Origin of the sequence: Intrasporangium calvum (genome assembly GCF_028446585.1) — a bacterium.
In the GTDB taxonomy this organism is placed as follows: Bacteria; Actinomycetota; Actinomycetes; order Actinomycetales; family Dermatophilaceae; genus Intrasporangium; species Intrasporangium calvum_A.
Genome location: NZ_JAPFQL010000051.1, coordinates 1 through 25,457, shown reverse-complemented (window position 1 = coordinate 25,457; position 25,457 = coordinate 1). Strand labels below are relative to the sequence as shown.

At 70.4% G+C, this 25,457-nt stretch carries 22 protein-coding genes and 1 pseudogene; 4 read left to right on the top strand and 19 right to left on the bottom strand.

Features of this window, described 5'->3' with window-relative positions; genetic code table 11:
* Positions 1–12: 12 nt before the first annotated feature.
* From OO014_RS12490 to OO014_RS12420, 15 genes are all read right to left on the bottom strand, one after another.
* Entirely contained in the window at positions 13–888 is an 876-nt protein-coding gene (locus OO014_RS12490; protein ID WP_272462651.1) for a hypothetical protein, read from the bottom strand.
* A complete protein-coding gene (locus OO014_RS12485; RefSeq protein WP_272462650.1) occupies positions 885–1,190 on the bottom strand; it encodes a hypothetical protein in 306 nt (101 codons plus the stop codon). Before OO014_RS12485 ends, OO014_RS12490 begins: the two co-directional genes overlap by 4 nt.
* On the bottom strand, positions 1,187–1,999 hold the full coding sequence (locus OO014_RS12480) for a hypothetical protein (RefSeq protein WP_272462649.1): 813 nt from the start codon (positions 1,997–1,999) through the stop codon (positions 1,187–1,189). Before OO014_RS12480 ends, OO014_RS12485 begins: the two co-directional genes overlap by 4 nt.
* Before the next feature lie 353 nt (positions 2,000–2,352).
* Positions 2,353–5,877 (bottom strand): LysM peptidoglycan-binding domain-containing protein, encoded by a 3,525-nt coding sequence (locus OO014_RS12475; RefSeq protein WP_272462648.1) that lies wholly within the window; start codon positions 5,875–5,877, stop codon positions 2,353–2,355.
* A complete protein-coding gene (locus OO014_RS12470) occupies positions 5,874–6,371 on the bottom strand; it encodes a pilus assembly protein TadG-related protein (RefSeq protein WP_272462647.1) in 498 nt (165 codons plus the stop codon). The genes OO014_RS12475 and OO014_RS12470 overlap by 4 nt, the downstream gene beginning before the upstream one ends.
* A 2-nt stretch (positions 6,372–6,373) precedes the next feature.
* Entirely contained in the window at positions 6,374–6,820 is a 447-nt protein-coding gene (locus tag OO014_RS12465; protein WP_272462646.1) for a TadE/TadG family type IV pilus assembly protein, read from the bottom strand.
* A complete protein-coding gene (locus OO014_RS12460) occupies positions 6,817–7,284 on the bottom strand; it encodes a TadE/TadG family type IV pilus assembly protein (protein ID WP_272462645.1) in 468 nt (155 codons plus the stop codon). The genes OO014_RS12465 and OO014_RS12460 overlap by 4 nt, the downstream gene beginning before the upstream one ends.
* An 11-nt stretch (positions 7,285–7,295) precedes the next feature.
* Complete coding sequence (locus tag OO014_RS12455) at positions 7,296–7,562, bottom strand: hypothetical protein (protein WP_272462644.1); 267 nt, start codon at positions 7,560–7,562, stop codon at positions 7,296–7,298.
* A gap of 92 nt (positions 7,563–7,654) precedes the next feature.
* A complete protein-coding gene (locus tag OO014_RS12450) occupies positions 7,655–8,578 on the bottom strand; it encodes a type II secretion system F family protein (RefSeq protein ID WP_272462643.1) in 924 nt (307 codons plus the stop codon).
* Complete coding sequence (locus tag OO014_RS12445) at positions 8,575–9,462, bottom strand: type II secretion system F family protein (protein WP_272462642.1); 888 nt, start codon at positions 9,460–9,462, stop codon at positions 8,575–8,577. Before OO014_RS12445 ends, OO014_RS12450 begins: the two co-directional genes overlap by 4 nt.
* Positions 9,459–11,087, bottom strand: coding sequence for a CpaF family protein (locus OO014_RS12440; protein WP_272462641.1), 1,629 nt, complete (start codon positions 11,085–11,087; stop codon positions 9,459–9,461). Before OO014_RS12440 ends, OO014_RS12445 begins: the two co-directional genes overlap by 4 nt.
* Positions 11,084–11,896: a MinD/ParA family ATP-binding protein gene (locus OO014_RS12435; protein ID WP_272462640.1), complete on the bottom strand. Its 813-nt coding sequence runs from the start codon at positions 11,894–11,896 to the stop codon at positions 11,084–11,086. The genes OO014_RS12440 and OO014_RS12435 overlap by 4 nt, the downstream gene beginning before the upstream one ends.
* A 15-nt stretch (positions 11,897–11,911) precedes the next feature.
* On the bottom strand, positions 11,912–12,610 hold the full coding sequence (locus tag OO014_RS12430) for an SAF domain-containing protein (protein WP_272462639.1): 699 nt from the start codon (positions 12,608–12,610) through the stop codon (positions 11,912–11,914).
* Positions 12,611–12,631: 21 nt separating this feature from the next.
* A complete protein-coding gene (locus OO014_RS12425; RefSeq protein WP_272462638.1) occupies positions 12,632–13,264 on the bottom strand; it encodes a hypothetical protein in 633 nt (210 codons plus the stop codon).
* A 290-nt stretch (positions 13,265–13,554) separates the two neighbouring features.
* Positions 13,555–14,106 carry a hypothetical protein gene (locus tag OO014_RS12420; RefSeq protein ID WP_272462637.1) on the bottom strand — a complete coding sequence of 184 codons (552 nt, stop codon included), beginning with the start codon at positions 14,104–14,106 and terminating at the stop codon, positions 13,555–13,557.
* A gap of 415 nt (positions 14,107–14,521) precedes the next feature.
* Here OO014_RS12420 and OO014_RS12415 point away from each other — a divergent pair, with 415 nt between their 5' ends.
* From OO014_RS12415 to OO014_RS12400, 4 genes are all read left to right on the top strand, one after another.
* Positions 14,522–15,496, top strand: a complete 975-nt coding sequence (locus OO014_RS12415; protein ID WP_272462636.1) for a hypothetical protein — start codon at positions 14,522–14,524, stop codon at positions 15,494–15,496.
* A gap of 287 nt (positions 15,497–15,783) precedes the next feature.
* The gene (locus OO014_RS12410; RefSeq protein WP_272462635.1) at positions 15,784–17,934 is read left to right on the top strand and encodes a hypothetical protein; all 2,151 of its coding nucleotides are present in this window, start codon (positions 15,784–15,786) and stop codon (positions 17,932–17,934) included.
* 649 nt (positions 17,935–18,583) lie between these two features.
* Positions 18,584–20,092 (top strand): IS1634 family transposase, encoded by a 1,509-nt coding sequence (locus OO014_RS12405; RefSeq protein WP_272462634.1) that lies wholly within the window; start codon positions 18,584–18,586, stop codon positions 20,090–20,092.
* A gap of 53 nt (positions 20,093–20,145) precedes the next feature.
* Complete coding sequence (locus tag OO014_RS12400; protein ID WP_420485509.1) at positions 20,146–21,441, top strand: ISL3 family transposase; 1,296 nt, start codon at positions 20,146–20,148, stop codon at positions 21,439–21,441.
* Positions 21,442–22,117: 676 nt separating this feature from the next.
* On the opposite strand, the gene OO014_RS12395 is transcribed toward OO014_RS12400, so the two are convergent.
* From OO014_RS12395 to OO014_RS19380, 4 genes and pseudogenes are all read right to left on the bottom strand, one after another.
* Positions 22,118–23,266, bottom strand: a complete 1,149-nt coding sequence (locus OO014_RS12395) for a tyrosine-type recombinase/integrase (protein WP_272462632.1) — start codon at positions 23,264–23,266, stop codon at positions 22,118–22,120.
* Positions 23,263–23,388, bottom strand: coding sequence for a hypothetical protein (locus tag OO014_RS12390; RefSeq protein ID WP_272462631.1), 126 nt, complete (start codon positions 23,386–23,388; stop codon positions 23,263–23,265). The genes OO014_RS12395 and OO014_RS12390 overlap by 4 nt, the downstream gene beginning before the upstream one ends.
* A gap of 22 nt (positions 23,389–23,410) precedes the next feature.
* Entirely contained in the window at positions 23,411–24,205 is a 795-nt protein-coding gene (locus OO014_RS12385; RefSeq protein ID WP_272462630.1) for an ISL3 family transposase, read from the bottom strand.
* 121 nt (positions 24,206–24,326) lie between these two features.
* Positions 24,327–24,827, bottom strand: a pseudogene (locus OO014_RS19380) (transposase family protein); the annotation flags it as partial.
* Between the last annotated feature and the right edge of the window lie 630 nt (positions 24,828–25,457).

The following is a 25,457-nucleotide window of genomic DNA, read 5'->3' as shown; positions in this document are numbered from 1 at the left end:
TGGTGGCGGTGGTCATGACGGTGTTGATCCCTTCCGGGCAGAGAACGGAGCGGCGGGGCTTGGCAGGTCGGCGGTGGGCATAAGCTCGAGGGCGGTGGCGGCGGCCGCCGCGACGACCGCGGAGGGCAGGGGCGCTGTGTCGGGCCCGGTGACGGCCAGGCGGCGGTCGCACGGAATGGCCACCAGCCGGCCCGTCTCCTCAAGGGCGTTGGTGCGCGGGCCGGTGGAGTGGCGGACCGGCCGGGGCCAGCGCGCCAGCCGCGGCCCGAGAACGGCGACGACGCAGTGGCTGACGTCCCGGTGGTCGGCCAGCAGGGCCAGGGTGGTCTCGAGTCGGCGCAGGCCGGGCATCGTCGCCGTCGTCACGAGCAGGAGCGGCTCGCCGCTCACGAGCAGCTCGCGCAGCCAGCACTCCGTGGCCAGCACGGCCTCGGCCGGCCGGGCGACGTCGACGATGCTCAGGTCGACGTCGCTCTCGGGTGGGATGGGCAGGTCGCCCGGCGTGAGCGCGCTGCGGCTGGTCCGGTCGATCAGGACGTGGTCGCGGCTGCCGCGCCGCCACCCGCCGCCGGAGTCACCGAGCTCGGCGGTGCTCGCGCCGGCCAGCCCGGACGCGGCCGGTGGCGCGCACTCGATGAGCCGACACCGAGCGCCTGTGGCCTCCGTGAGGGCGAGGGCGGTCGTGGAGGCGCCGACACCACCGCCGCAGCCGAGCACCGTGATGAGCCGGCCCCTCGGGGGGCGCCACGCGACGGCGCGCGCGGGCCCAGCGGCATACGCCTGGTCGTTGGTGCTTCCGGACTGGAGGGACCGCCAGGCCCGCTTGAGCTCGGCCACCGTGACCGGGCGGTCGGGTGTCCTGGTCGTCCTGATCGTCGGGGGGGTCACGCGAGCTCACCGCCCAAGGCGCGACGGCGGAACTCCAAGGCGGCGCGCAGGTCGGCGGCGGGCAGCGTCTTCAACGCGGCCTTCGCCTGCTGCACCTCACGCAGCTGAGCCACGCACCCGTCGAGCAGGCGGATCGCCTCGTCCTCCCGGCCGGCGATCTCGAACAGGTGAGCGACATCGGCAGCAGATCGCTGCCCCGCCTGCAGGGTGGCGTCGGGGGTTGGGTCGCGGTTGTCGTCGGTCACGGTGATCACCTCGACCACCCGAAGGTGACCGGGGCGGGTGCGGCGGTCACCGTTCATGCGGAGATTCCTCGGGTCTGGCAGGCCTGCGAGAGTGCCTCGATGCTGCGGCCGGCGCGGCGGCGCACGGTCACCGGGGCGATGCCGTACTCCTTCGCCACCTGTTCGGACAGCTCGTTCGACAGCAGCCCGCCCCGGCCGCGGCGGTAGGTCGTCGCGTCGGACCGGTCCGCGGCCGCCACGAGCGACAGCAGCAGGCTGCGGTCCTGGTCGCTGATCACCCGGTTGTCGCACGCCCAGGACAGCAGGTCCAGCAGCTCCTCAGCGGCGGTGGGCTCCGGCTGAGCGTGGGTGGCGCGCAGCTCCCCCCAGAACGACGCGTCCGGCTCGACCTGGTAGATCTGGTGCCACGTCGGGTCATGGCGCGCCAGCTGGCTCGCGGCGTCGCACTCCATCAGGACACCGGTCCGGGTGTTCATCAGGATGTTGGCGGCTACCCTGGTCAGCCGCTCCCACGCGAAGCTGCGGATCTCCAGCCACAGCTGCGCGGCCACGATCTCGTCGATCCGGTCCGACAGGGTCCGCAGCCGGTGCGCGAGCAGGCAGGCGCCCGGCAGCAGCGCCCACGCGAGCGTGGCCGCCGCGGCCCGGTCGTCACCCCCGTGGATCGCGGCGCGCTTCGCCAAAGCCTGCAGGACCTCGTCGGCATCTCTCTCCGTGGCCTGCTTCAGCCAGGGCCGGAGGGACGTCAGGTCTGCGACCGGGTCGAGCCGCTCGTCGTCTCGGGCCCAGTCCTGCCATCTGCGGGCGGCGAGGACGAGAAGCTCCGCGTCCTCGTCCTCGATGCCCAATTGCTCGGCAACACCCATCGCCGATCCCCTTTCGCCGTGTCGAACACGGCGAAAGGTCGGCGACCAGCGTCACCCGACTCGTGCCCCCTCAACGGCTCGGAGGCGGGGTACGACGGGGGTACGACGGCGTTTGCGCAGTTCAAACCTCGTACCCCAGGTCGAGGAAGTTCGACGCACCAGGAGCATCCGGACTGGTGGCAACGGAGACAGCGGACGCTGGGTGGACTGGCAGGTTGCTGGTCGGCGTCGTGAGGTGGCGCACTTCACGCTGGGACACTGCGGAAACTCTCGAGGGGTGCGCTGGCGCCCGCATGACGCAGTTCAAGGCGGTCATGAAGGTCGGCTGACTTACTGGGGGCGATGACTTCCCTTCAGCTCGCGGCTTGCGACGAGCGGAGCCACGCGTGCTGCTCGAGGATGCGCTCGGTCCGGTCGGGCAGTTCGTCTGGTGGGCCGGGCTGCTCTGCCCGGCCGCAGATCTCGTCGGTGGCGATGCGTTCGGCTTCTCGGTGGTGGCCTTCAGCTGCGGCGACGGCGGCGAGGTCGAGCCGGGGGATCTCCTCGTAGGGGGCTGCGAGGCAGGCGAGCTCGGCGGCGGCCCGGGCGGTGCGGTGGTCGCCTGCTTGGAGGCTGTGGGTGGTGACGAGGTGGGCGACGTCGACGACGGCGCAGAGCATGTGGTGGTCGAGGCGGTCGCCTTCGAGCAGCCAGGACCAGCCGCCTGGGCGGAGCCGGTCGAAGGGACGGCCTTCGACGAGGGTGAGGGCGCGGCGCAGGTCGGCGATGCCGTCGGCGCCGCGGGCTTCGCCGCGCAGGCGCAGGCGCTTGAAGAGGTCGAGGTCGGTCAGGACGTCCTCGACCTGGTAGACGCCGACGCCGCGGGCCTTGGCTGCGGGGGCTTCTCGGGCGTCGGGCAGGTGCTTGCGGCCGGTGCGGGGGTTGATCCCGAGCCAGTCGCGGACGATCTTGACGTCGTTGCGTGCCCTGGCTGGGGTGAGGGAGAACGCGTCGGCGAGCTCGTCCGGGGTGGCGCCGTAGGGCCTGGTGGCGAGGTAGGCGAGCAGCTCGGTGTAGTACGGCTTGCGCTTGGTCAGGGCGACCCCGCGGGTGCGGGCTCGGACGGGCCCGAGGAGGGTCAGGCGGGGCAGGTCGCAGTGCTCGGAGAACCAGGCCTGCAGGTCCCGGTCGAGGTGGGGGTCGGTGTCCTCGACGAGGTGGCGGGTCTCGGGTGTCACTGCGGGTGCGAGGGTCTCGAGGTCCTCGATCGTGGTGGCGGCGGCTTCGAGGTAGTCCTCGTCGCGGAGGTCGAGGATGGAGGTGGGGCGGTCCTCTGCCGTGGTGAGGGTCGTGAGGGCGTCCCGGGTGAGGGTGTGCTCTTCGCGCAGCGCCCCGGCCTCGTCGGCCAAGGCGCGCCAGCCCAGCGCCTGCGGGTCTGCCGGGATGCGATCGTCGGCGGTGTTATCGGCCTGGGCGAGCAGGGCCGCGCAGCCCTTGGCCTCGTCGGGGGTGAGCCCGACGGCGACGAGGTCGAGCCCGACGGCCGGGATGGTGATGCGCCCCTCGGCGGTGACGTGCACCGCGACGCCATCGGTTGCTTCCGCGCGGCCGGTGAGGACGACGGAGGTGGAGGTCATTCCCGGGTTGTCGGTGATGAGGGCGCGCAGCTGCTGCACAGCGACGTCCTGCGCTGTGCTCTCGTCGAGCAGGAGCAGCGTGGCGTGCCAGTGGTCCGCGCCGGCCTGGGCGGACCTGGCGGTGGGCACGTCGAGGCCGGCGTCGCTGGCGCTGTGCAGGGTGCTCGTCGCGTCGGTCAGTGCCTCACCGGCCACGGTGTCGGCGGTGGGCTGCGCGCGGACGCGCTCCGGGTTGAGGGCGGCGAGCTCTTCGGCGACCCCGATGCAGTGCACGGTGACGCCGTGTGACCAAGGGTTGCAGGCCAGTTCGGCGGCGAGGTAGCGGGCCAGGTCCTGGGCGTAGGTGGGGTCGCCGGTGATCGTCAGGGGCGTGAGCAGCTCGCAGTTGAGCAGCCACGTCTCGCCGGTGTCCGTGGTGCCGACGGTGACCAGGAGTGGGTACGGCGCCGGCTGGTCGGGCACGGGCGGGCCGACGTCGTCCGGGCCGGTGGACGTCGGCAGGTGCCAGCGGCGCCGGTCTCCTGCCGATCGCCAGGGCGCGGTCGCGTCCTGAGTCTGGCTGAGGTGCAGGGTCAGGTCGGTGGGGCCGAGCTGGATGGCGGCGAGCTGCGGCATCGGCTCGGCGGTTGCGGTCTGGGCGGCGGCGAGCCGGCGGAGGACCTCGTCGAGCCACTCGACTCGCGCCGCGGCGGGTTCTCCGGTGACGGTGACGGTCTTCTCGACCGGGGCGAGCTCGGGCCGGGGGACGGTGATGGTGCGGCCGGGGCGGCGGGCCCGGAACTGGGCGCGGCGGCGGGCGCGGAGCGCGAGGAACATGGACCCGGCGAGGATGCCGCCGGCGCCGGTGAGGCCGGTCAGCAGCCAGGCCGGTGTCACGGTCCCGTCGCCTGTGCTGTCGCCGGTGTCGGTGCTGGTGTCTGCTGCCGTCTGGTGCGTGTCGGCCCCTGATGTCGCTGTCGTCGCAGATCCGGGCGGCCCCGCGGGCGGCGTTGTCGCTGACGCCGCTGCCCTTCCGGGGGGTGTCGCTGTCGCGGCGGACGCCCCGGCCGGGTTCGCGCTGTTGGGGGTGGTGTTGTCGCTCGGTCCCTCTGTCGCCGGCTCCTGTGTCGCGCTCCCGGATGCTGACGCGCCACTGACGTCACCCCCGGCACCGGTGTCGTGCCTGTCGGTGCTCCGGTCGTCCGCCGTTCGGCTGTCAGGTCGGGGGTCGGGTTGTGAGCTGGCGCGGCCAGTGTCTGTCGCGGTTGGGGTGTCGGGGATGGTGAGGGTCCAGCCGATGTCGATGACGTCGGGGTCGGTCAGCCGGGCGCCGCCGGGCTGGGGGGTGTCGCGGGAGGCGTCGAAGATCTCGGGGTACCGGTTGGGGTTGCCGAGCTCGGTCGCGGCGATCTCGGACAGGGTGTCGCCGCGCTGGACGACGTGCGGGCGACCTGTCGCGTCGCCGTCCGGTCGCGTCGTCCCGCGCGTGGAACGGGTTGTCGGGGCGGGCAGGCGCAGGGCGGTGCCGGGGGTCAGGAAGTCGGGGCGGGCGCCGAGGATGTCGCGGTTGAGGGCGGCGATCTCGGGGTAGCGGCGTCCGGATCCGAGGTGCTCCTCAGCGATGGACCAGAGGGAGTCGCCCTGTCGCACGGCGTGTCGCCGCGGGGCGACGCTGTCCGCAGTCCCTGTCATTGGGGCGTCCGGGGTGTCGCCGACCTCCGTCCCTGGCCGGGGTCGGGAGTCCGCTCCAACCGCTGGGCTCCTGTCGCTTGGGTGAACGATGCCGGACGTCGACGTCGCTGTCGTCGCACCGGCGCCACTGCTCGGGTATCCGGTCGCCGCTGTCGCGGCCGGCGTCGGCGGTGTCGTGCCGGTGGCGGCTGCCACGGCGGGTGTCGCCAGCGGGGTCGACACGAACAGCAGGGCGGCTGTGGTGACGAGCACGCGGGCTGCCCCTTGGGGCACGGCCAGGCCGGGGAGCGGCCGGACGGCGCGGCCGCGCACCATCGCGGCTGCCTCGGCGAGGATCGACCCGGTCAGGACGGCCCACGCCAGCCAGCCGAGGATGACGAAGGCGGTGACGGCCAGGGTGCCGTCGTCCGGGCGAGTCAGCGCCCCGACGAGGCCATCGAGGGACGGGAGCCGGTTCGGGGCCCCGCCGACGGCGAGAAGCACCGCGGGCAGCCCGCCGAGGATCGCGAGGACGCCGAGGGTGGCGGCGAGCCCGGTCAGGCGGGCCCGTGCCGTCGAGGCGGCCGGGGTGGTTATCGGTCGCTGGGTCATCGTTCGACGCCTCCTACGGTGCGGGCGATGCGGGACTCGGCGGCGGCGGTGACGGTGAGCTGGTTGATGCCGATGAGGCCGAGGAACTTCGTGTCGTAGGTCGCGCTGGTGGTCACGATGACGGTGTCGCCGCCGCGCAGGCTCGCGGTGCCGGTCAGGTCCGCGGCGGTGAGGTAGGCGCGGGCGGCCGCCACGGCGGGGCCGGGGTCGGCCCGGGCGGCGAGGCCGCGGACGGCGAGCGAGGCTTGGAGCTGCTGGCCGCCGGCGCGGGCGGCTTGGGCCGCGATGTCGCGGGCGTACTGCTGGGCGTGGACCTGTCCGCCGAGGTCGACGGCGAGGCCGACGAGGATGATCATGACGAGCCCGGAGGTCGCGATCCAGATGCTGATCGAGCCCTGCTCCACATGCCCGCCGGCCAGCTTGGCGCGCGGCCGCGGCGTCCGAGGGGGTGCGGCGCGGGCTGGCCGCCGCGGCCTGGTCGGTGCTGGATGCATGGTCATCGCTCCCGGTAGGTGTCGATGGGCGAGGTCATGGTGGCCGTCACGGTTCTGGTGCCGGGCACGCCAGGAACCGCGAGGTCTGCCAGGTCGACGACGCAGCTGACCGTCGCGGTGACCGCCGCGGGGGTGCCGACCGGCGCGCCGAACCCGGCCGCGTCGACCTCGACCCGCGCGGTGACGCAGTGGATGTCCTGCTCGGTCAGGTTGGCGGCGGCCGCCGACCGTGCGTCGGCGACGGCGGCCTGCTGGGTGCGGGCGATGGACGCGGAGCGGGCCGCGGCGGACGTTGCGGACTCGACGGCCTGGTGGGCGACCGCGACGCGGCCGGCGAAGATGATAAGGCCGACGAAGAGCAGGAAGGCGGGCACGCCGATGACGGCCTCGATTGCCGCCGAACCCCGATCGTCCCGGGCTCGCCGGCAGAGCCTTCGATGGCTGGTCATCGGGTGAGTCGTTCGACGGGTGCGGTGGCGGACTGCTCGAGCAGCGGGGACCAGCCTGGGATGACGTTGAGGGATCGGCCGCGGACCGTCACCGTGGCCGTGGTCGCGGTCCGGGCACCGGTGACGGCGACGGCGGTCAGGACGTCGTCGCCGCCGGCGTCGGCGACGAAGTTGAGGGCGGCCCGGGTGCCGTGGCTGGTGGTGCCGGTCTCGGCGGCGGCGGCGCGGGCGCCTTCCTGCGCGGCGGCGATCGCGACGGTGCGGGCGTGGTAGTAGAGCGCGGCCTGCATGCCGAGGAACATCATCGAGAACATCACCGGCAGCAGGAACACCATCTGGATGGACGCGGACCCGCCCTCGCGGCCACTTTCGGGCAGGCGGCGCGCAGCGTCCCGCACCGGGGCGCGCAGCCGTCGACGCGGCGGACGCGGCCGGGTCATGGCGTGGGGCGTGGCGGGCGTCATGGCGGGAACCGTCAGCGGATGTTGCCGGCCTGGGTGGTGACGTAGGACTTCACCGCGGCGACGACGATCCCGACGATGGCGATGACGGCGACGGCCCAGATGACCTGCTCGATGGTCACCGACCCGCGGTCGCCGGGACCGTGCGGACGGCGCAGCGAACGGACCCGGCCAAACTGCCCCTCGAGCTGGTGGGCGAGGTGGTCGGTGAGCCGTCCGCCGAGTGTGTGCAGGGTGGCGGCGAGCCGGCCGATGATCTGGTTCTGGCTGTTGAGGTGCATGGTGGTGCTCCTTCCATGGAAGCGGGCTGAGGACGTCAGGTGTGCGTATTCCGTTGCGCTGCAGAGCTGGCGGCAGCGCCGTGGGCTGGTTGTCAGGGGCCGTCACCTCCGAGGACGCGCAGCAGGGAGGGGGCGACGAGGATGGCCAGGAAGATGACCCCGAGCAGGCTCATCGGGATGGACATCCGTTCGCCGACCTCGTTGGCCTTGGCCAGCTCCGTGTTGAGCATCGCGGCGCGCATGCTGGCCGAGCGGGCCCGCAGGTTGCTGTAGATCTGGGCGCCCTGCTCCCCGGAGAGGCGCATGATGTCGGCCAGCTCGTCGAGCTCGGGCAGGCCGAGCTCGTCGGCGAGGGCGTGCAGGGCCTCCCACGGAGCCTGCCCGGACCAGCGGGACCGGGCCAGCTCCTCCCCGAGCCGGCGGAACACCCAGCTGTCCCCTACCGCGGCGGCGACCTCCATCGCCTGCCTGGAGCCGCTGCCGCTGTTGCGTTCGAGGGCGACGAGGTCGATGTACGCGCCGAGGGCGCGGGCGAACTCGGCGCGGGCCTTGTTCGCGTCGTCGCGGACGTTGTAGTCGGGCAGGAAGAACATGACCGCGGCCAGCGCGAGCGTGCCGAGCGCGGGGACCGCGACGGGCAGGGGCAGGCCGATGAGGGCGAAGAACGCGGCCAGCAGCGGCGGGATGAGCAGGCCGAGCAGCGCGAAGAGGACCTTCTCCCCGTAGAACCGGGCGAGGGTCATCCGCAGGATCGCCAGCTCCCGCGTCGGTGTTCGTGTCCAGGCCGCGGCGGGCAGGGTTCGCATGGCCCACAGCCCGAGCCGTTCCCGCCCGTCCGCCGGACCGCCCGAGTTGCCGTCCCCACCGTGCGTGCCGGGGCGGGTGGGCCGTCCTGGGGCGAGGCGGGTGAGCACGTCGGCGAGGTCCGGTTCGGCCGGGGCGAGCCGCCACAGCAGCAGCGCCGCGCCGAGCCCGACGAGGGCCCCGGCGGCCAGCGCGAGCTGCAGGCCGGTCACGGTCGGGCCCCCGTGTCGTGGGTGCGGGCGGGGGTGCCGATGAAACGGGGCAGGGGCGCGCCGGTGGCCATCCGTCGCATCCACACCAGCGTGAGAACGTACAGAGACAGGAGCAGGGCTAGGAGCGCCTGCCCGAGCGGGGTGCCGTACGGCTCGATGTAGCTGCCGGTCAGGGCCAGGACCGCGAGCACGCTGACGGTGATGATGGTGACCCAGCGGGCGGTGGCGCGGGGCTTGGCGCGGTCGGCCTCGATCTGTCGGCGGGCGCGGACGTCGGCGGCGACGGACTCGGCGAGGCTCTCGAGGATGGACGCGAGCCCGGCGCCGCGGCGGCGGGCTCCGAGGATGAGGTTGGCGGCGACGAGGTCGCCGGTGGCGTCGTCGAGCTCGTCTGCGAACGCCCGGAGCGCGTCCTCGGTGGACCAGCGGGCCCGCAGGCGGGCGACGAGCCGGGACACCTCGGGGCGGATCGCGGCCGGGGTGGAGCGCAGCGTGGCGATCAGGGCCTGCTCGAGGCCGACGCCGACGGTGAGGACCCCGGCCAGGGAGCGGGTCCACTCCTCCATGGCCTCGAGCCGGTCGATCCGCGCCGTTGACGCCGGCGCGGACAGCAGGACCGGCACGCCTGCGACGGCGGCTGGTGCGAGCACGATGGCGATGAGCCACCCCGTCCAGACGGCGATGGTGGCGCCGGCGACGGCTCCGACGGCCAGCAGCACCCGGGTCCGCCGGCTCACCCGGGTCAGGCGGGCCAGTCTCGCCACTGGGGTGGTCGTATGCCGCTGGGCTGAGTCGCGCACGGGCCGTGCTCGCCCGCCGACGGCGAGGCCGATGAGGCCGGCGACGACGAGTGCACCGGCGAGGGCGGGGACGGCGGGGGTCATGACGCCGCCTCCCCCGGCTGATGGTGGGGCGGGTGGTGGGCGGCCTGCGCGTAGAACCCGGCCAGGTCGAACCCGTGCCGTTCGAGGGCCCGGTACTCGTCCGGCAGGACGCCGGCCACTGCGGGGCCGGTGTTGCTGGGGGTGAAGACGTGGGTGGTGGCGTAGCCCTTCTCCCGCTCGCCGGGGGTGACGGCGAGGATCTCGGAGGCCCACCGGTCGCGGCGGGCCGTGCCGTCTGGCAGGGGGGTGGTCTCGAGGTGGAGCTGGACGACCAGGTCGATGTTCTCGGCGACGGCGCGAGTGGCGTAGTCCTGGGTGACGTGCGCGCCGGCCTCCATCGCGCACGTGACGAGCTTGCGCAGCGCGGCCTCGGCGGTCGCGGCGTGGGTCGTGGAGATCGACCCGGCCCCGGACTCCATCGCCTTGATCATCGCCAGGACCTCCCGGCCGCGGACCTCCCCGACGATCTGGCGGGAGAGGTTGAACCGGAAGGAGTCGTAGAGGGCCTCGTCGATGCTGAACTCGCCCGCCTGACGGCCGTCCGGGCCCCGCTCCCCGGACCCGGGGCGGGCCTCCCACGCGTGGACGATCGGGTGCACGTCGGGCAGCTCGTGCAGGTGCAGCTCGTACTCGGTCTCGAAGGTGCCGATCGCCTCATGCGGGGGGATCTCCGCGCACAGCGCCCTGACCATCGTCGTCTTGCCCGCGCCTTGGGGGCCTGCGACGACGACGGACTTGCGGGCCCGGATCGCGGCCGAGAGGAACGACGCGGCGAGCGGGGTGAGGGTGCCCCGGTGCACGAGGTCGTCGAGGGTGACCCGGCGCAGCCGGTGCCGGCGGATCACGACCGAGGGGCGGGGGGTGACCCACGCGGCGGCGGCGAGGCGGGCGCCGCCGTCGAGGCGCAGGTGCAGCCGCGGCTGGGCCTCGCTGAACGGGCGGGCGTTGACCTCGGAGCGGGAGGCGAGGAAGACGAGGAAGTCGATCAGCTCCTCGTCGCTGTCCGCGACCGGCGGTCCGGGCAGCAGGGTGCCGTCGGTCAGCTCGAGCCGGACCGTGTCGTGGCCGGTGATGATGATGTTCTCGACCCGGTCGTCGTCGACGAGCGGCTGGAGCCGCCCGAGGCCGAACAGGGCGTCGAAGACCGCGGCGGCGAGGGCCTGCTGCTGGGGCGGGGTCCACGGGTCGCGTCCGGCGGAGACCTGCTCGGCGGCCTCGGTTTCGAGCAGCTCGAGGATGATCGAGCGGCCGAGCTCGCGCTGCGCCTGCCGGTCGAGCCGGCCGCGGTCACCGCCGAGGGCGGCGCTCAGCTGTTCGGAGGCCTGTGACCGGAACGCCGCGACCAGCGCCCAGTCGAGCCCTCTTGCTGCCGAAGCCCCGGCCTGCGGAGAGTTGTTCTGCGTGTACGTCTGGTGGACAGTGAGATCCGCCGGAAGCGGCGCTGCAGGGACATGTTCAGTTGGGGTGAGACGGAACTGGGACCGCACCCGCCCCGGACGCGCCGAGCCCGCGACTGTCGGGGCAAAGAGCGGCAGGCTCGTCGGGTCCGCCGCCACCGTGTGGAGCGGGGAGCCGGGCGCGCTTCCGGCTGCGTCGATGGGGCGTATGCCGTTGGGCTGGGTCATCGGGCCACCCCCTCGGGCGCGTAGTGGTCCGCGTGCTGGGCCGGGGTCACGGCGGCACGCCTCGCGGCGACAGTGGCTTGGATCGCGGCGCGGGCTGCGTGCAGGCTCCGCACGAGCGGGCTGGACTCGAACCGCCGCGGCGGGCTCGCGCCGTGGGAGAAGACGGCCGCGGCGGGCGGGTCCCAGGCGATCGCGGACGCGACCGGAAGGCCGAGGACCTTCGCGACGTCGGCGGCGGCATACGGGCGCCTGTCCCCGACGAGCAGGAGCCCGAGGGTGCCGGTGGCGCCGTCGGTCTCGACGTCGTCGCGCAGCGTCTGCGCCCAGGACTTCGCTCCGGACAGGGAGACCAGGTCGGTGCGGACGGTCAGCAAGGTCAGGTCGGCGCCGCGGATGAGGGGATCGGGTGAGCCGGTCAGGCCGAGGCGGCCGGCGTCGACGATGACGTCCTGGCCGGTGCGCTCGAGCGCATGGAAGGCGCGGCGGAGGGGCTCCCACACGTGGGTGAGGCTTCGGGCCTGGGCGTGGCTGCGGATCCCGGGCAGCAGCCACGCCTGATGCTCGCGGGCGGGGTCAGGGATGGGCATGAGGGTGCCGGGCAGCGCGGCCTCGACGTGGTCGTCGCGGTGGGCCAGGGCGAGGTCGATCAGGCCGCGTGCGGGGGCGACGGTGCCGCGGAAGTAGCCGGCCAGGATCGGGGACCCGCCGGTCGGGTCGGCCTCGACGAGGACGACCGGGCGGGGCCATGCCAGCGCCAGGCCGACGGCCGTGGTGGTGGCCCCGGGGGACCCGGAGGCTGAGGTAAGCACGATCAGCGCCACGGTTCAGCGCTCCCGTGAGTCGAGGACGAGGGCGACCTTGCCGGTCGCGGCGCGGGCGGCGAGCTCGGCGGCCGCGGCATACGGCACCTGCACGCTGACGACCGTCTGCCCGGTCTGGGCGTCCGGGTGCACGCCGACGACGATGGCGGCGATGGACCGCTGCTCGCCCTCGGCGACGTCGCCCTGCTGGCCCGGCGTCGCGACGACCCGGACGTGGTCGCCGGCCCGCAGCAGCTCGCCGGGCAGCAGCGCCGGGGGCAGCGAGACGCCGACGACCGAGCTGCCCTTGCCGGGTAGGACTGCGGCGGTGACCGCGTCGGCGGTGACGAGACCGCCTGCGGGCAGGTCCATGGCGGCGCGCTGTCCGACCAGGCTGTCGAGGGCGGAGGCTGGGACCGGGTTCAGGGCCGGGTCGAGGCTGACTCGCACGACGATGAGGTTGTCCCGGTCGATGAGCTCGCCACGCTGGACCGTCGCGCGGGCCGCGACGACCTCCCGGGCGGTGCTCGTGGACGTGTATGCCCACACGGCGAGCAGCGCACCCAGGCAGATCGCCGCGATGGAGGCGACCACGAGCATCGGCCGGCGGCGCAGCTTCGGTGGCGGCGCGATCGGCGCCCCACCGGGGACGGCGCCTGACCGGCCTGCCTGGCCCATCGCGGGTGTGGTGGGTGCGGTGTGCGTGCTGTTCAGTGTCGACATGATCCCCCGATCGGCTGGCGCTTACTGCGACAGCACCTGGGCCTCGCCCATCGTGATGGTCGTGGTCTGTGTGAAGTTCAGCGGGATGGTTCCGGACAGGCCCATGCCGGACCAGTCCACGGTCCAGTGCGAGGTCGCCCGGACGGTGTAGGCGCCCTGACGGGTGTACGTGTGCCCGCAGTCTGGGCTGGGCTGCCGGCCAAAGGAGTCCGCATACGGGGTGCCCGCTCCGCGGCAGGTCACCACGGAGCCGTCGCCCATCTGCCAGACGATCCGGTCGGCCTTGGCGACGGCGGTCACCGAGAACCCTCCCGCGGATGCGGTGCGGGTGATCGGCCCCAACGTCGACGGGCCGGGATCCTGGACCCACATCCAAGTCGGCATGCCGATGATCCCGATCCTGCCGGCCACCGGCTCGGGGACGATCCCGATCGACACGGCCTTCAGGCGCATCTGCGCGATCGCGGACTGGGCCAGGACACGCGGGTCCGGTGGCGCGGCGGGTCCGGCGGGCGGGGTCGCGGCCCAGCGGTAGGTAATCGGTATGCCACCGACGGCGGCCACGAGCGGGTCATAGCACTCGTAGATCGCGCCGTCCGTGTGCCCCGACCAGCGCGGGTCGCTCTTCGGTGGCTGCGGGGCAAGTGGTTTCACGTAGCAGCCCCAGCTGTTGCTCCACCACGACTCGCCGTCCCGGCACGGCAGCTCGTCCCCATTCGCGTTGACACACGCCTTGGGCGCACCTCCGCCGCTCTGTCCGCCGCCACCACCCCCGGGCCTTGTGCCGACTGGGCCACCTGGATCCTCGACGACGATCGTGCAGGTGCCCCACCGGGGGTTGAAGACAGACGGCGGGGTGCAGGTCACCGGGTCCCCGGCCGATGCTGGAGAGGCCGATAGGACCCCGAGGGCAAGGGTGACTGCCGGAACGAGGGCCGAGCGGGTCAGCATGTCCCCACCGCCTTGTCCTGCATCACGTAGAACTTGCCGTCCGTGCCCTGCTCCACCACGGACGTGTAGCGGACCCGGGGAGGACGGCCAGCCGCGACCACGGACTTGCCATCCTTGTCCACGAGGTTCGTCTTGCTCACGTCGATGCACATGTCGACGTTGAACTTGCCGCCTGCCGACGTCGCGGTTGACGACACGACGGAGATGCTGCCGGTCTGCCGGTACCCCTTGCGTCGTTGGCTCGTCAGCAACTCCCGCCACATCTCCAGGCTCTGGTCCCGCGCGACAGTCGTGAGCTCGTCCAGGCTCCGCTTCGGGGCGGCGCCCAAGGCATCAACCAAGCCCCAGAGTCTCGCGACGGCAGCCTCCGCGCCGGCCAGCTGTGGATCGGCGGCAGTCGTCGACGTAGTCATGGCCGTTGGCGTAGCGGTGGGCGGCGGCGCAGTCGTGGTCCCCGACGGCGCCTCCGGGTTCGAGCACGCCGCGGTCGCCAGGAAGGCGGCGATCGCGACTCCGACGACGGCCCGTCGGGCGTGGATGGTCATGGCATCTCCTTCAGGTCTCATGTGGCCTAAGGCGGGGATGTTCCTGCGGGCGATCACCTTGGTCCAAGGGATTTCTGCTTGCACGGGCAGCGGTACGTGGATACGGCACCTGTCGAATCGCTGCTTCGGCCCTCCCGGAGCTCGGCGCGGGCCCGCTCGGATGGTGGAGAACGGGCTTGCTCGGTGTCTGCCGCACCCAGCCCACCACACAACTGGCGGATGCGCTCGTCGAGATCGACCGTTCCACAGGGCCGCCCGGGTCAGCCGGGTTATCCACAGGTCGCTCCGACCGTGTGCCGGCTCAGATCTCCTTCGGGCCCTATGGAGCGACAGGCCTATCAAGACTTGTCCGGTCAGGAGGTACCACATGTCCGAGAAAGCCCGACACCCTCAGCCCCATCGCCACCCTGATCGGGTGCCTGCTGATGCCGCTGCCGTCACTTTGACGGCCGCGGCGGCGGTCATGCCGACACTGCTGTCCGCCCAAGGGATGATCTCGGTCGGGATCGACGTGCTGCGCCTGACCGCCGCTGCCGCTGTCGCCCTGGCCGTGTTCCTCGAGCTCGCGCTCGTCTCCTCGGCGCTGCTGGCCCGATCCGCCGTCCTGCGCGGGCGGTCAGCGCGAGCGGACCTGCTCTCCACGTGGGTGTTCTCCACTGTGAGCGGAGTCTTCTCAGCCGCCCACGAGCTCGTCGGACAGCCCGACACCCGCGGCGTCAGCACCTGGCAGCTGGACGCGCGCTCGGCCCTCGCGGCCGCCGTCCGCGTCGCCGCGCCCCTGGTCGCGGCGTGGCTCTGGCACCGCATCCTGACCGGCGACCGACACAGCGCCGACAGCGCACCGACACGCCGCGAAGCCAGACGACACCGGCTCATGCTCGCCGTCGCCACCGCCGCCCTCGACCTGCAGCGCACCCGACAGGCCCGGCCCGGATCACGTGCCGCACTTCGCGCCCGCCGCCGCCTCGACCGACGCCACCGATCGCTGCTGCGACACGTCCCCGCCACCGACCCCCGACTGTCCGGACAACTGACGCTGTGGCTGACCGAGGTCGGTCGAGTCCACCACCTCGACGCACAGCTCACGTCCGGCACGATCCCGCTCCGAAGAATCCCGGGGGACACCCCAGGCGACAGCGAGCTCGACACCGCCGACACCGCCCCGCCGGCGGACGGCCCCTCTGCGCGCCTGGCGGTCGCTGTTGCCCTCGTACGTCACGACGACACCGTCAGCGGACAGGACGTCGCCGCCGCCTTCACCCAGAGAGGCTGGCCGGCGACCCCACGAACGGGCCAACGCTGGCTCGCCAAGGCCCGCACGAGTCTACAAGGGGATATGGCACCGGCGGCGACCAGACCTGCCGACGTGCTTGCGACCGTTGTCCGCTGACCGAGTAACTGTCGGGAAGCCCAACGTCACCACCAGCACCCGGCCGGTGGAGAGAGAGGGATTGTGCGCACTCTGTGCCATGGGCGCGTTAGGCTCAAAGGCCATTCTGCATAAACCAAGGGGGTTCCATGTCGCGCGTACGCCAACGATCGGTGAGTAGACGGCAGGGGCGACGGCCAATCGAGAACTCGGATTCCGCGATAGAGCAGCTCTCTCTCGACCTTGCACGTCGCTGGGGCCTGAGCAAGGTGGCCATATCAAGGTGGTCGCAACTGGACCCTGAAACCATGACTCAGATGCTCGATCAGACGAACGATCCGAAAGCGCAGCTCACGGCGGCGATCGGAGCCTTGCGAGGTGGACGATTCAGTGTCGAGGACGAAGCTTACATGATCGCCTTCGGCCTCTTCAGGATGAGGATGCTATACCACATAAGCAAGGAAACGCGATTCGCTCTGGGCGAACTCTCACTGCGCCTGGTAGATGAACACCGCCAGCCCGTCCCAGCATGGATCCCCAAACTGCGTGAGGAACTTTCAGCCGCCCATAAATCCGGCCTTGAGCCGGACTGGGGAGAAGCCAGTGGCAGGACGGGCGCCGACACGATACGTCTCGTCAACCTCATCAGGGCCGGATTGGGACGTTCAGAATACGTATCCCCCAAGGACTCGGGAATAATCGAGCCGACGACCGGACCGGAACTCCCGATTGGGGTCAGATCAGGAACTAAAATCCAGGCTATTTCCCTGCGCAACTTCAGGGCATGCACTGACTTGCAAAGGGTCGAACTTCGGAACGGCGCAGGCTCGATCTCCTCCCTTATCGTATTTGGAGACAATGGCGTTGGGAAGTCCAGCATCGCCAGCGCTGTTGAGTTCGCATGCCAAGGCACGGTCGGCCGAAAGAGATTCGGAGCAGCGATCGGCACTGCGGAACTCGTGAACCTGACGCACCCCGAATCGGAGGCGTGGGTGCAGGCCGAACTGGCCGATGGACGTCTCTTGGAGCGCAGTGCCAGCAAGGATAGGTATCGCTGGACCATCGCTGGAGGACCGGACCCCTTTGAGTTCTCACTTGTACCCATGAGCCTCCAGAGAGCTGACATCGTCACATTTCTCAACACACCATCGAAGACCCGAGCGCAACTGTTCGTAGATCAGATGGATCCTGGCATCGAGGACGAAGACGATCCCGGCCTGATCGCTGAGCGTCGACTGGAGCTTCTGAAGCAGACCCGCCGCGAAATCATGCAGGACCTCTGTCTACGCGCCAACGTACCGCTGGGGACTGACTTCAACATGCATGGGCGTCTACTTCGCGAGGTCCACCTCGACGGCCAGACTGGTGCTGAGTGGCTAGCATCCGGACGGGAGATCCCGATCGCCATGAGCGAGGAAAGGGCAGCCTGGACCAAGCTTCAGCGAGAGTTGGCTGAGGCGAAGAAGGCCGTGAGCCTTCTGCCCAGGACGACTCTCCGAAATCACGCTCATCGCGTAAGACGGTTCTCGGAGATTCTCGGAGACCTCAGCGTGCCGCTAACGGATGCCGTCAAGAGCATCACTGGATACGCCCATTTGGACAGACTTTCGGTGGACTTTGGCTTCAACGGCCCCCTTTCTCTTGAGCTAAGGGTTCATCTGTCCTCAGGGACCATCGTGGCCCCCGAGGGGCTGTTCAGCGAAGGAGTTCAGGACCTCATAGCGATTCTATTCTTCTTGGAAGTCGCGCGCGCCGCCTCGGAACGCGGACAGGCTAGAATACTGATACTTGACGACGTAATTCAGAGCGTGGACTCCACGGTTCGAACACGCCTTCTAGAGCACATATGTGATACATTCAGGGATTGGCAATTAATCATCACATGCCACGACCGGCTCTGGCGCGAGCAGGTCCGTACCACATTCTCCCGAAGGGGAGTTACCTTCGTCGAGGCGGAAGTGCGCTCCTGGTCGTTCGAGAAGGGCCCCGCGGTGGTCCAGCAGGATGCGGCAAATCCAGCCGGCGCCTTGCGCGAATCTCTCTCCATCGGGGAACCCACCCTCGTGTCCGCCTCGGCGGGTCGCTTGTTGGAGAAGATTTGCGACCGCCTATCTTGGACCCTGCCTGTTTCCGTCACACGCAGACGGGGCGATCGCTACGACCTTGGCTCCCTCTGGCCTCCGGTTCGAGCGCGCCTACAGAAGGGCAACTTGGCCGAGCTAACGACTCGTCTCGATTCCCTGGTTTTAATGCGGAACCTCTTGGGTGCGCACTACAACGAGGACGCTGAGTCTTTCTCAATGCTTGATGTTACAAACTTCGCTCAGGCCGTCCTGGAACTCTGGGAATCCACTTACTGCGAGTCCTGCGTGCGCTGGGTCGCTCCAGCCCAAGGGGCCACACTCCTTACGTGTAGGTGTGGCAAGGCTCAGATCGAGCTCAAGTCGACATCCGCATAAGCGCTCGTGGGACCCTGGATGTCAAGCAAGGGATCAGCCCTCCGCGGACCAGGAGCATGCATAGCCGGTAGTTGTGCCCTATCCGGGCTCTTGGGACCTGAGTGTGGGGTCAACAACCGCTGCCGGCGGCGGATGCGACCAGGCGACGGTTCCGAAGGACTTCGACACGGGCGAGCGTTCGGGTGCGCTGCCGCGCGCTCTGAGCCATGCTTGTCGAGCGGTGACATTTGTGACCTGCTCGTCGTCGGTGTGGACGGGCTGCACGTGACCTCAGTCGAAGGTGATGGGGAGAACTCCGATGAAGCGGGCTTTGATAGGCACCCTTCTCCTGCTGGCGTTTGCGGTGCTCGTCGCCATGTGTCAGGCGCCGGACTCCGGGACCGGCGTGCCTGCCCTTTGACGGCGCATGCGAGCTGAGGGTCGGGTGAATCCGACTCGCCGGGTCGTGGCGTCGGCTGGATAGGGGCCGAGGCCCTTCAGGATTGGTAGCGACCAAGCAACCGTTCCGAAGGACCTCGACATGAGCGAGCCTACGGCCTGAGTTGCTTCACCTGACGGGTTCTGGCGGTCGCCCAAGCGGTTGACCTGCGGGTTTGCGGTTCGGGGTGGTCACTAAGAATTGCTCCGCGGGGGTCGGTAGCCTCTGCGGGTGGGCTCGTTCGTGCGGCGGGGGAAGACCGCGTCGGGCGCGATCGCGGTGCAGATCGTGCACAAGCGCGGCCGCCGGGTGGTTGGGATCGAGCATGTCGGGTCAGCCCACGACGAGGGGCAGCTGGCGCTGCTGCTCGAGGCCGCGAGGGTGCGGCTGAACGCCGGCCAACAGGAACTGCCGCTGGAGTCCGCCTCTGGTGCCGGCCGTCCGGCGGGTGCGCCGGTGGTCACCGGGACAGCCTCGCTGCTGGTGTGGGAGGCGCTGGCGTCGGTGTACTCCTTCTTGGGGTTCGAGCGGGTCGGCGATGACGCGTTCCGGTCGCTGGTGCTCGGGCGGATCATCGAGCCGACCAGCAAGGTCGACACGCTGCGGGTGCTGGCCGAGCTCGGGGTGCCGGTCCCGTCCCGCTCGACGGTGACCCGGTGCGTGAAGCGCGTCACCGAACGGGACTATCGAGCCCGGATCGTGGACGCCTGCTACGCGCACGCCACACGCACCGGGGCGCTGGCGCTGGTGCTCTATGACTTGACGACCTTGCACTTCGAGACCGACCAGGAAGACTCCCTGCGCAAGGTCGGGATGAGCAAGGAACGACGCGTCGACCCGCAGGTGACGGTCGGCTTGTTGACCGACGCCACCGGGTTCCCGCTGGATGTGCACCTGTTCGAGGGCAACAAGGCCGAGACGAAGACGCTGATCCCGGTGCTGTCCGCGTTCCGTGCCCGACATGGGGCCGAGGACATCGTCGTGGTGGCCGACGCGGGGATGCTGTCCGCGGCGAACCTGCTCGCGCTCGAGGACGCCGGGTTCGAGTTCATCGTCGGCTCGCGGATCAGCAAGGCCCCGTACGACCTGGCCGAGCAGTTCGAGACCCGCGGGAACCACTTCGCCGACGGGCAGACCATCGAGACCACCCGCACGATGGGACGCGGCGCTGACAAGCGCGACCGGCGGGTGGTGTACCAGTGGTCGTTCAAGCGGTACCAGCACGACAACCGGGCGATCAACAAGATGGTCGAACGCGCGGAGAAGGTCGCCGACGGCTCGCGGCCGTTGAAGAAGGACCGGTTCGTCAAGTTCACCGACACCGCAACGGTCGTGGACTGGTCGCTGGTCGAGCGGGCCCGCTACCTGGCCGGCTTGAAGGGGTTCGTGACGAACATCCCGGAAGCGACCATGACCGGCGCGCAGGTGATCGCGGCCTACCACGACCTGTACCAGGTCGAGCGGTCCTTCCGGATGGCCAAGTCCGACCTCGCCGCCCGGCCGATGTACCACCGAGCCCGACCGTCCATCGAGGCGCACCTGACCATCGTCTTCGCCGCGCTGGCCGTGTCCCGCGAGGCACAGACCCGAACCGGCTTGAGCATCAAGAAGATCCTGCAGATCCTGCGGCCGCTGAGGTCAGCCACGATCGCACTCAATGGGCAGGAGGTCACCGCCCCACCACTGATCCCCGACGACGCTCAACAAGTCATCGACGACCTCGCCCGGGGTGGTCACTAATCTGAAGCAACTCAGGTACGGCGTGCGCGCCCGCGCGCTGTCATCCATCCGGGCTGTACTGCGACAACTGTGACCTGCTCGTGGGCCTCGACGGGCTGCACGTGACCTCGGTGGAACGCGACGACGCCGGCCTCGTCGTTGTGGTGGAGTCGGCGTCCACGCCGATGGGCTGCCCCGAGTGTGGGGTCGTCGCTCACGCGCACGGGCGGGTCACCGTGGAGCTGGTGGACCTGCCCTGCTTCGAGCAGCCGGTGCGGCTGCGGTGGGTCAAGCGCCGCTGGTCCTGCCCCGAACCGGCCTGTGCGACGGTGACGTTCGTCGAACAGCACGAGACCATCGCCAGGCCACGCGGCCTGCTGACGGTGCGGGCGTGCTGGTGGGCGATCGAGCAGATCCGCCGCGAGCACGCCTCGGTCGCCGGCGTCGCCCGGCAGCTCGGCTGCTCGTGGAAGACGGTGTGGCGCTCCATCCGCCCGCTGCTCGAGGCCCTCGACGCGGACCCGGCCCGGTTCGACGGAGTGGCCACCCTCGGGGTCGACGAGCACGTGTGGCACCACGTCTCCCCGCGCCGGCGCGGGCCGAAGGAACTGACCGGGATGGTCGACCTGACCGGCCACCCTGACCCCAAGAAGCCGGACAAGGTGGTAGTCCGCGCCCGGCTGCTCGACCTGGTCCCCGGCCGGTCCGGCACCGTGTACAAGGCCTGGCTGATCGAGCGCGGCGAAGCCTTCCGCGCCGCGGTGCAGGTCGCCACCCTCGACCCGTTCCACGGCTACAAGAACGCCATCGACGACCAGCTCGACGAGGCCGCCTCCGTCCCTGACGCGTTCCACGTCGTCAAGCTCGGCGGGCAGGCCCTGGACGAGATCCGCCGCCGCGCGCAACAAGCGATCCACGGCCACCGCGGCCGCAAGGGCGACCCGCTGTACGGCATCCGCAACATCCTGCGCCTCGGGCTCGAGCACCTCAGCGAGAAGCAGCGGGCCCGGATCGACGCCGCGTTCGACGCCGACGAACGCCACGACGAGGTCCACATCGCATGGCAGGCCATCCACCAGCTGCGCGCCGCGTACACCGCCAAGGACCTGGCCGCCGGCAAGAAGATCGCGCTCAAGGTCATCGAGACCTTCCCCTCCTGCCCGATCCCCGAGATCGCCCGACTCGGCCGCACGCTGCGCAAGTGGAGCGCCGAGTTCCTCGCCTACTTCGACACCGCCCGCTCCAGCAACGGCGGGACCGAGGCCATCAACGGCCTGATCGAACTACACCGAAGGATCGCCCGAGGATTCAGGAACAGGGACAACTACCGGCTACGGATGCTCCTCATCGGCGGAGGACTCATCCCATGACCCCACACTCAGGTCCCAAGAGCCCCTATCCGCAAGCCACTCCCATCTGGCGGTGCAGCTCGATCAGCCCGTTGGTCGCCTCAGTGCCGCATTGCTGAGGCGAAGTATGTCGAAGTAGCCAAGAAGCGGTCCGCCACTCGCGCAGCGCAAGGCCGAGGTGTGCCATCGCCGGGATCGGGCAGGACGGGAAGCGAACGAGTCGATGACTTCGAGCGCGATCGTCTTGCCGGCGGCCAGGTCTTTGGTCCTGACTTCGTGCCCTGGCGGTCGTTCGCTTCTCCAAGACGCGACCGGGGCAGGACCGTCCGGCCGCTGCAGATCAACGTGCGCATCGCCGGCCACGACCACCTCGCCGAGGGCGCCGACACATGCCCGCAGCCGAGGCCAGTCCTCGGCGGCAGTGAGGTACCCAGGCGGCACGAATGGGGTCGGCAGCTCCCACATACCCTTCCTCACCTGGCCGGCGACAGTCCGCCCAGATTCCGCCAGAGGTCCCAAGCTACCGTCAAATACCCGCAGACGACGCTCACGACTGAAGAGTTGAAAGTCGCTGGCACACAGGCCGGTCCGCCGTTTCCGCAGGTCACGGGCTGAAGTCCCCCCAAGGTGATGCGGACCTCCTAAAGCGGGTGTCGCAGGTTCGAATCCTGCCGGGGGCACTTCACGTTTGTGCAGGTCAGCGGCCTGTTTTGCCGTTTGAGGCGCGAGTTACAGAGGAGTGATTCGCCCCCCTCGCCCCCGAGGCGCCCCCGAAGGCCCGGTTCACCCGGTCGAGAGCGGCCCGCTCGGCGTCCGTCCCCATGAGGTGCCCATAGGTGTCGAGGGAGAGCTTGGCGGTCGAGTGGCCGAGCCAATGCGACACGGTCTTGATGTCGACGCCGGCGGCGATCCAGAGGCTGGCGGCGGTGTGGCGCAGGTCGTGGGGGCGCCGTCCGAGGGAGGTCGTGCTCCAGTGGACAGAGCGGCGCCAGTTGCCTGCGCGCAGGAACCCGCCTTCGGGGGCAGGGAAGAGCAGGTCGTCGGGGGCTCTGCCCTCGGTCCACTGGGCGATGACGGGATGCAGCAGTTCGGTCAGGGGCACAATCCGGGCGCGGCCGCTCTTGGTGGTGGAGCGCTCGATCATACGTCCGGTGCGTCCTGATTGTGGGACGGAGCGCTTGACCGCCAGGCCAGGGAACGGGACGGCGACGACGTCGCGGACGCGAAGGCCGCGTAGCTCGCCGAACCGGACGCCGGTCAGGCCGAGGACCAGGGTGAGGTCGGCGTAGCGGCCGGCGTGGGCCCTCTGTGCCTCGACGACAGACAGGAGCAGCTCGAGGCTGAGGGGCTCGATCTCGACGATCTTGCCGCTGCGCGAGTCGGGACGCGGCAGTTTCACGTTGGCGGCCGGTGACATGCGAATCCGGCGGGTGCGGACGGCGTAGTCGAACAGGCCGCGCAGCGTGGTCCGGATCCGGGCTGAGGTGCGAACCGAGCGCGTCACGGCCAGGTCAGACAGGAACCGTTCGATCTGGATCGGCGTCACGGATGAGACCGGCAGCTTGCCGAACCGCGGCACGATGTGGACGCGCAGCGCTGACTCGTCTGACTCCCACGCCCGAACCGAGACCTGATCCACGCGGGCCTCGCGGTACTCCTCAGCGATCTCACCGACGGTGACGCGCCCAGCCGCCGGCGGGACGAAGTCACCATCGTGCAGCAGCCGCTTCTGCTCGGTCTCCCAACGCACGGCATCCCCTCGGCGCTCGAAGGTGCGGTCGGCGACGATCACGCCCTGGTACTTCACCTTCACCCGGAACCGGCCGCCCCGCGTCTTGAGGATCACGCCGACTCTCGCTGCGCGGCGATCCACGCGTTCAGGTCCTCGGCCAGCCAGAACCGCAGCTTGCCGATCCGCACGGCCGGGGCGAACCGGCCGTGCATCCGCAGGTGGTTCAGCGTGTTCACGCTGATCCGGCACCATGCGGGCTCATCGAAGTTGACCGGGCAGGTCGGTCTTCTTGGCTGACTCTCGCCGATGTTGGCGGGTGCAGGCCCACCGTATCCGGCGTCTGTGGTTGACCGGATTGCGGAAGCCGAACGCGTCGCGTCCGACGTGCTTTGCGAGGCGGTTGTAGCCCTCCGAACGGGCGTTCGTGTAGCCCGTGGTGATCGCGGCGAGCACTGCCGGCCACCAGGCCTCGATGGTTTCGGCGAGGCGGTGGGCCTCGGGCAGGCCGGACGCAACCGCTTGAGCGTAGAACTGGTACAGCCGGTGCGCGATGAGCTCCCGGTCCGCGCCTGGGGCCAGCGCGAGCAGGGAGCGCAGTCGCTCCTTGACGGCGTAGGCGTGCAGCACTTCCGCGCCGGGGTCGCCCGCGTCGGCCAGGGCGTTCCAGAGCTTCGCGAACGCATCGGGGGTGAGGCGTTCGTGGGCGAGCAGCAGTCGCCGGCGGGCGGCCCACTCGGGGTCCTTCTTGCGGCCGCGGCGACCGCGGGCGGTGCGGGTGGCGTGCTGGCGGACCTCGGTGAGCATCTGGTTGCCGAGCGCGACCAGATGGAACTTGTCCGCGACCACGACGGCGTCCGGCAGGGCCTCACGCACCGCCTTGGCGTACGAGGCAGACAGGTCGATGGCCACGTGCGTCACCTGCGCTTTCCACGAGTCGGGCTGCGCGGCGAGCCACCCAGTGACCGCGGTGGCGGTCCGGCCGTCGATGTGCGCGAGCAGCCGGGCGATCCCGGCGGCGTCCACGATCGCGGTGTGCCACCGGTCGTGCAGCACCCGCCACCGGCCCCGTGACCGGGTCCTTCGCCCAGACCGGCTTGCCGCGGCGGGTCTCGTCGATCCCGAGCACAGCCGCCGGTGGCAGCGGCTGGGCCAGGACCGGGGTGACGTGTGCGATGAACGCGGCGTGCGCGATCGGCCAGGACACCCCGTGCGCCCGGGCCGCGGCCAACACGCAGGAGAACCCCTCGGCGACACCGGCCCCGACGAGCTGGCGTAGTCGTGTGGTCAACCGTGAGCGGGCCGGGACCTGCGGTAGCGACTCGGTGAACGTCTTTCTGTCACAAAGCGGTTCCCGGCACCGCCACCTTGTCTTGTGCCACACCAGCCGCAACGACACACGACCGTGCGGCACGTCCCGCGGACGGGTGTGGACCCGCTCCTTGACCGAGGTGGAGATCACCCCGCACGACGGGCACGCCGCCGCGGTCTCGTCGTCGGTGTCAACGTGCACCACCCGGCCCCCGAACGGGTCGAGCTCGACCCGCTGCACCGCGACCCCCTCCAGGCCTAGCAGCCGGGAGGCGTCCTCACGCGGCTCGTGGACATGCTGACATTGCGTAGGCTGGCTCAAGCCCGTGACCTCACTTCGTGACACGACTGCGTAGACAACAGCCATGATCACCGAGGTCACGGGCCCTCACGTCACCGACGCGGCCCGGACGCTGCCCGGCTAACTTCGAAGACCCAGTTTCCCTTGCAGGACAGGCACTTCCGTGCTTTCTACACGCCGATCAACCCACGGACCCGTGATCGATCCGGACTAGGGAGCGTCCGCCCTGTCACCAATCACAAAGCCGCTCGACCGAGCGTGGCGTCCCGAGTTCTTTCCGGGCCTCCGCGGAGGCTTTCCATACGCGCATGGCGCCGACGAAGTCTATCCCGGGGTGGAACTCTCCTAGATTGAGAACCAGTCCGCATTGCGCGGAATCTGCCGCACGCTGCCGCCATATCCTGGGCGCAAGGGGCTCCGGCGTTACAGAAGTGCCCGAGAGAAGCAGGACCCCCGAATGGTGATGCGTGACCTCGTCGACTTCTGTCCACGAGATGCGCCACTCGTAACCGTGCCATCTCTGGGATATCCCATGATCTGAGAGGGTGGGGCCCTGACCCTGGTTCTTGGACACGCTGAATCCAGCATGTGCTGGGGAAGCGAGATGATCCTGAACCATGGCCCGCAAGAATTACTCCGAGGAGTTTCGTCGGCAGGCCGTCGACTTGTATGAGTCCACTGCGGGTGCGACGGTGC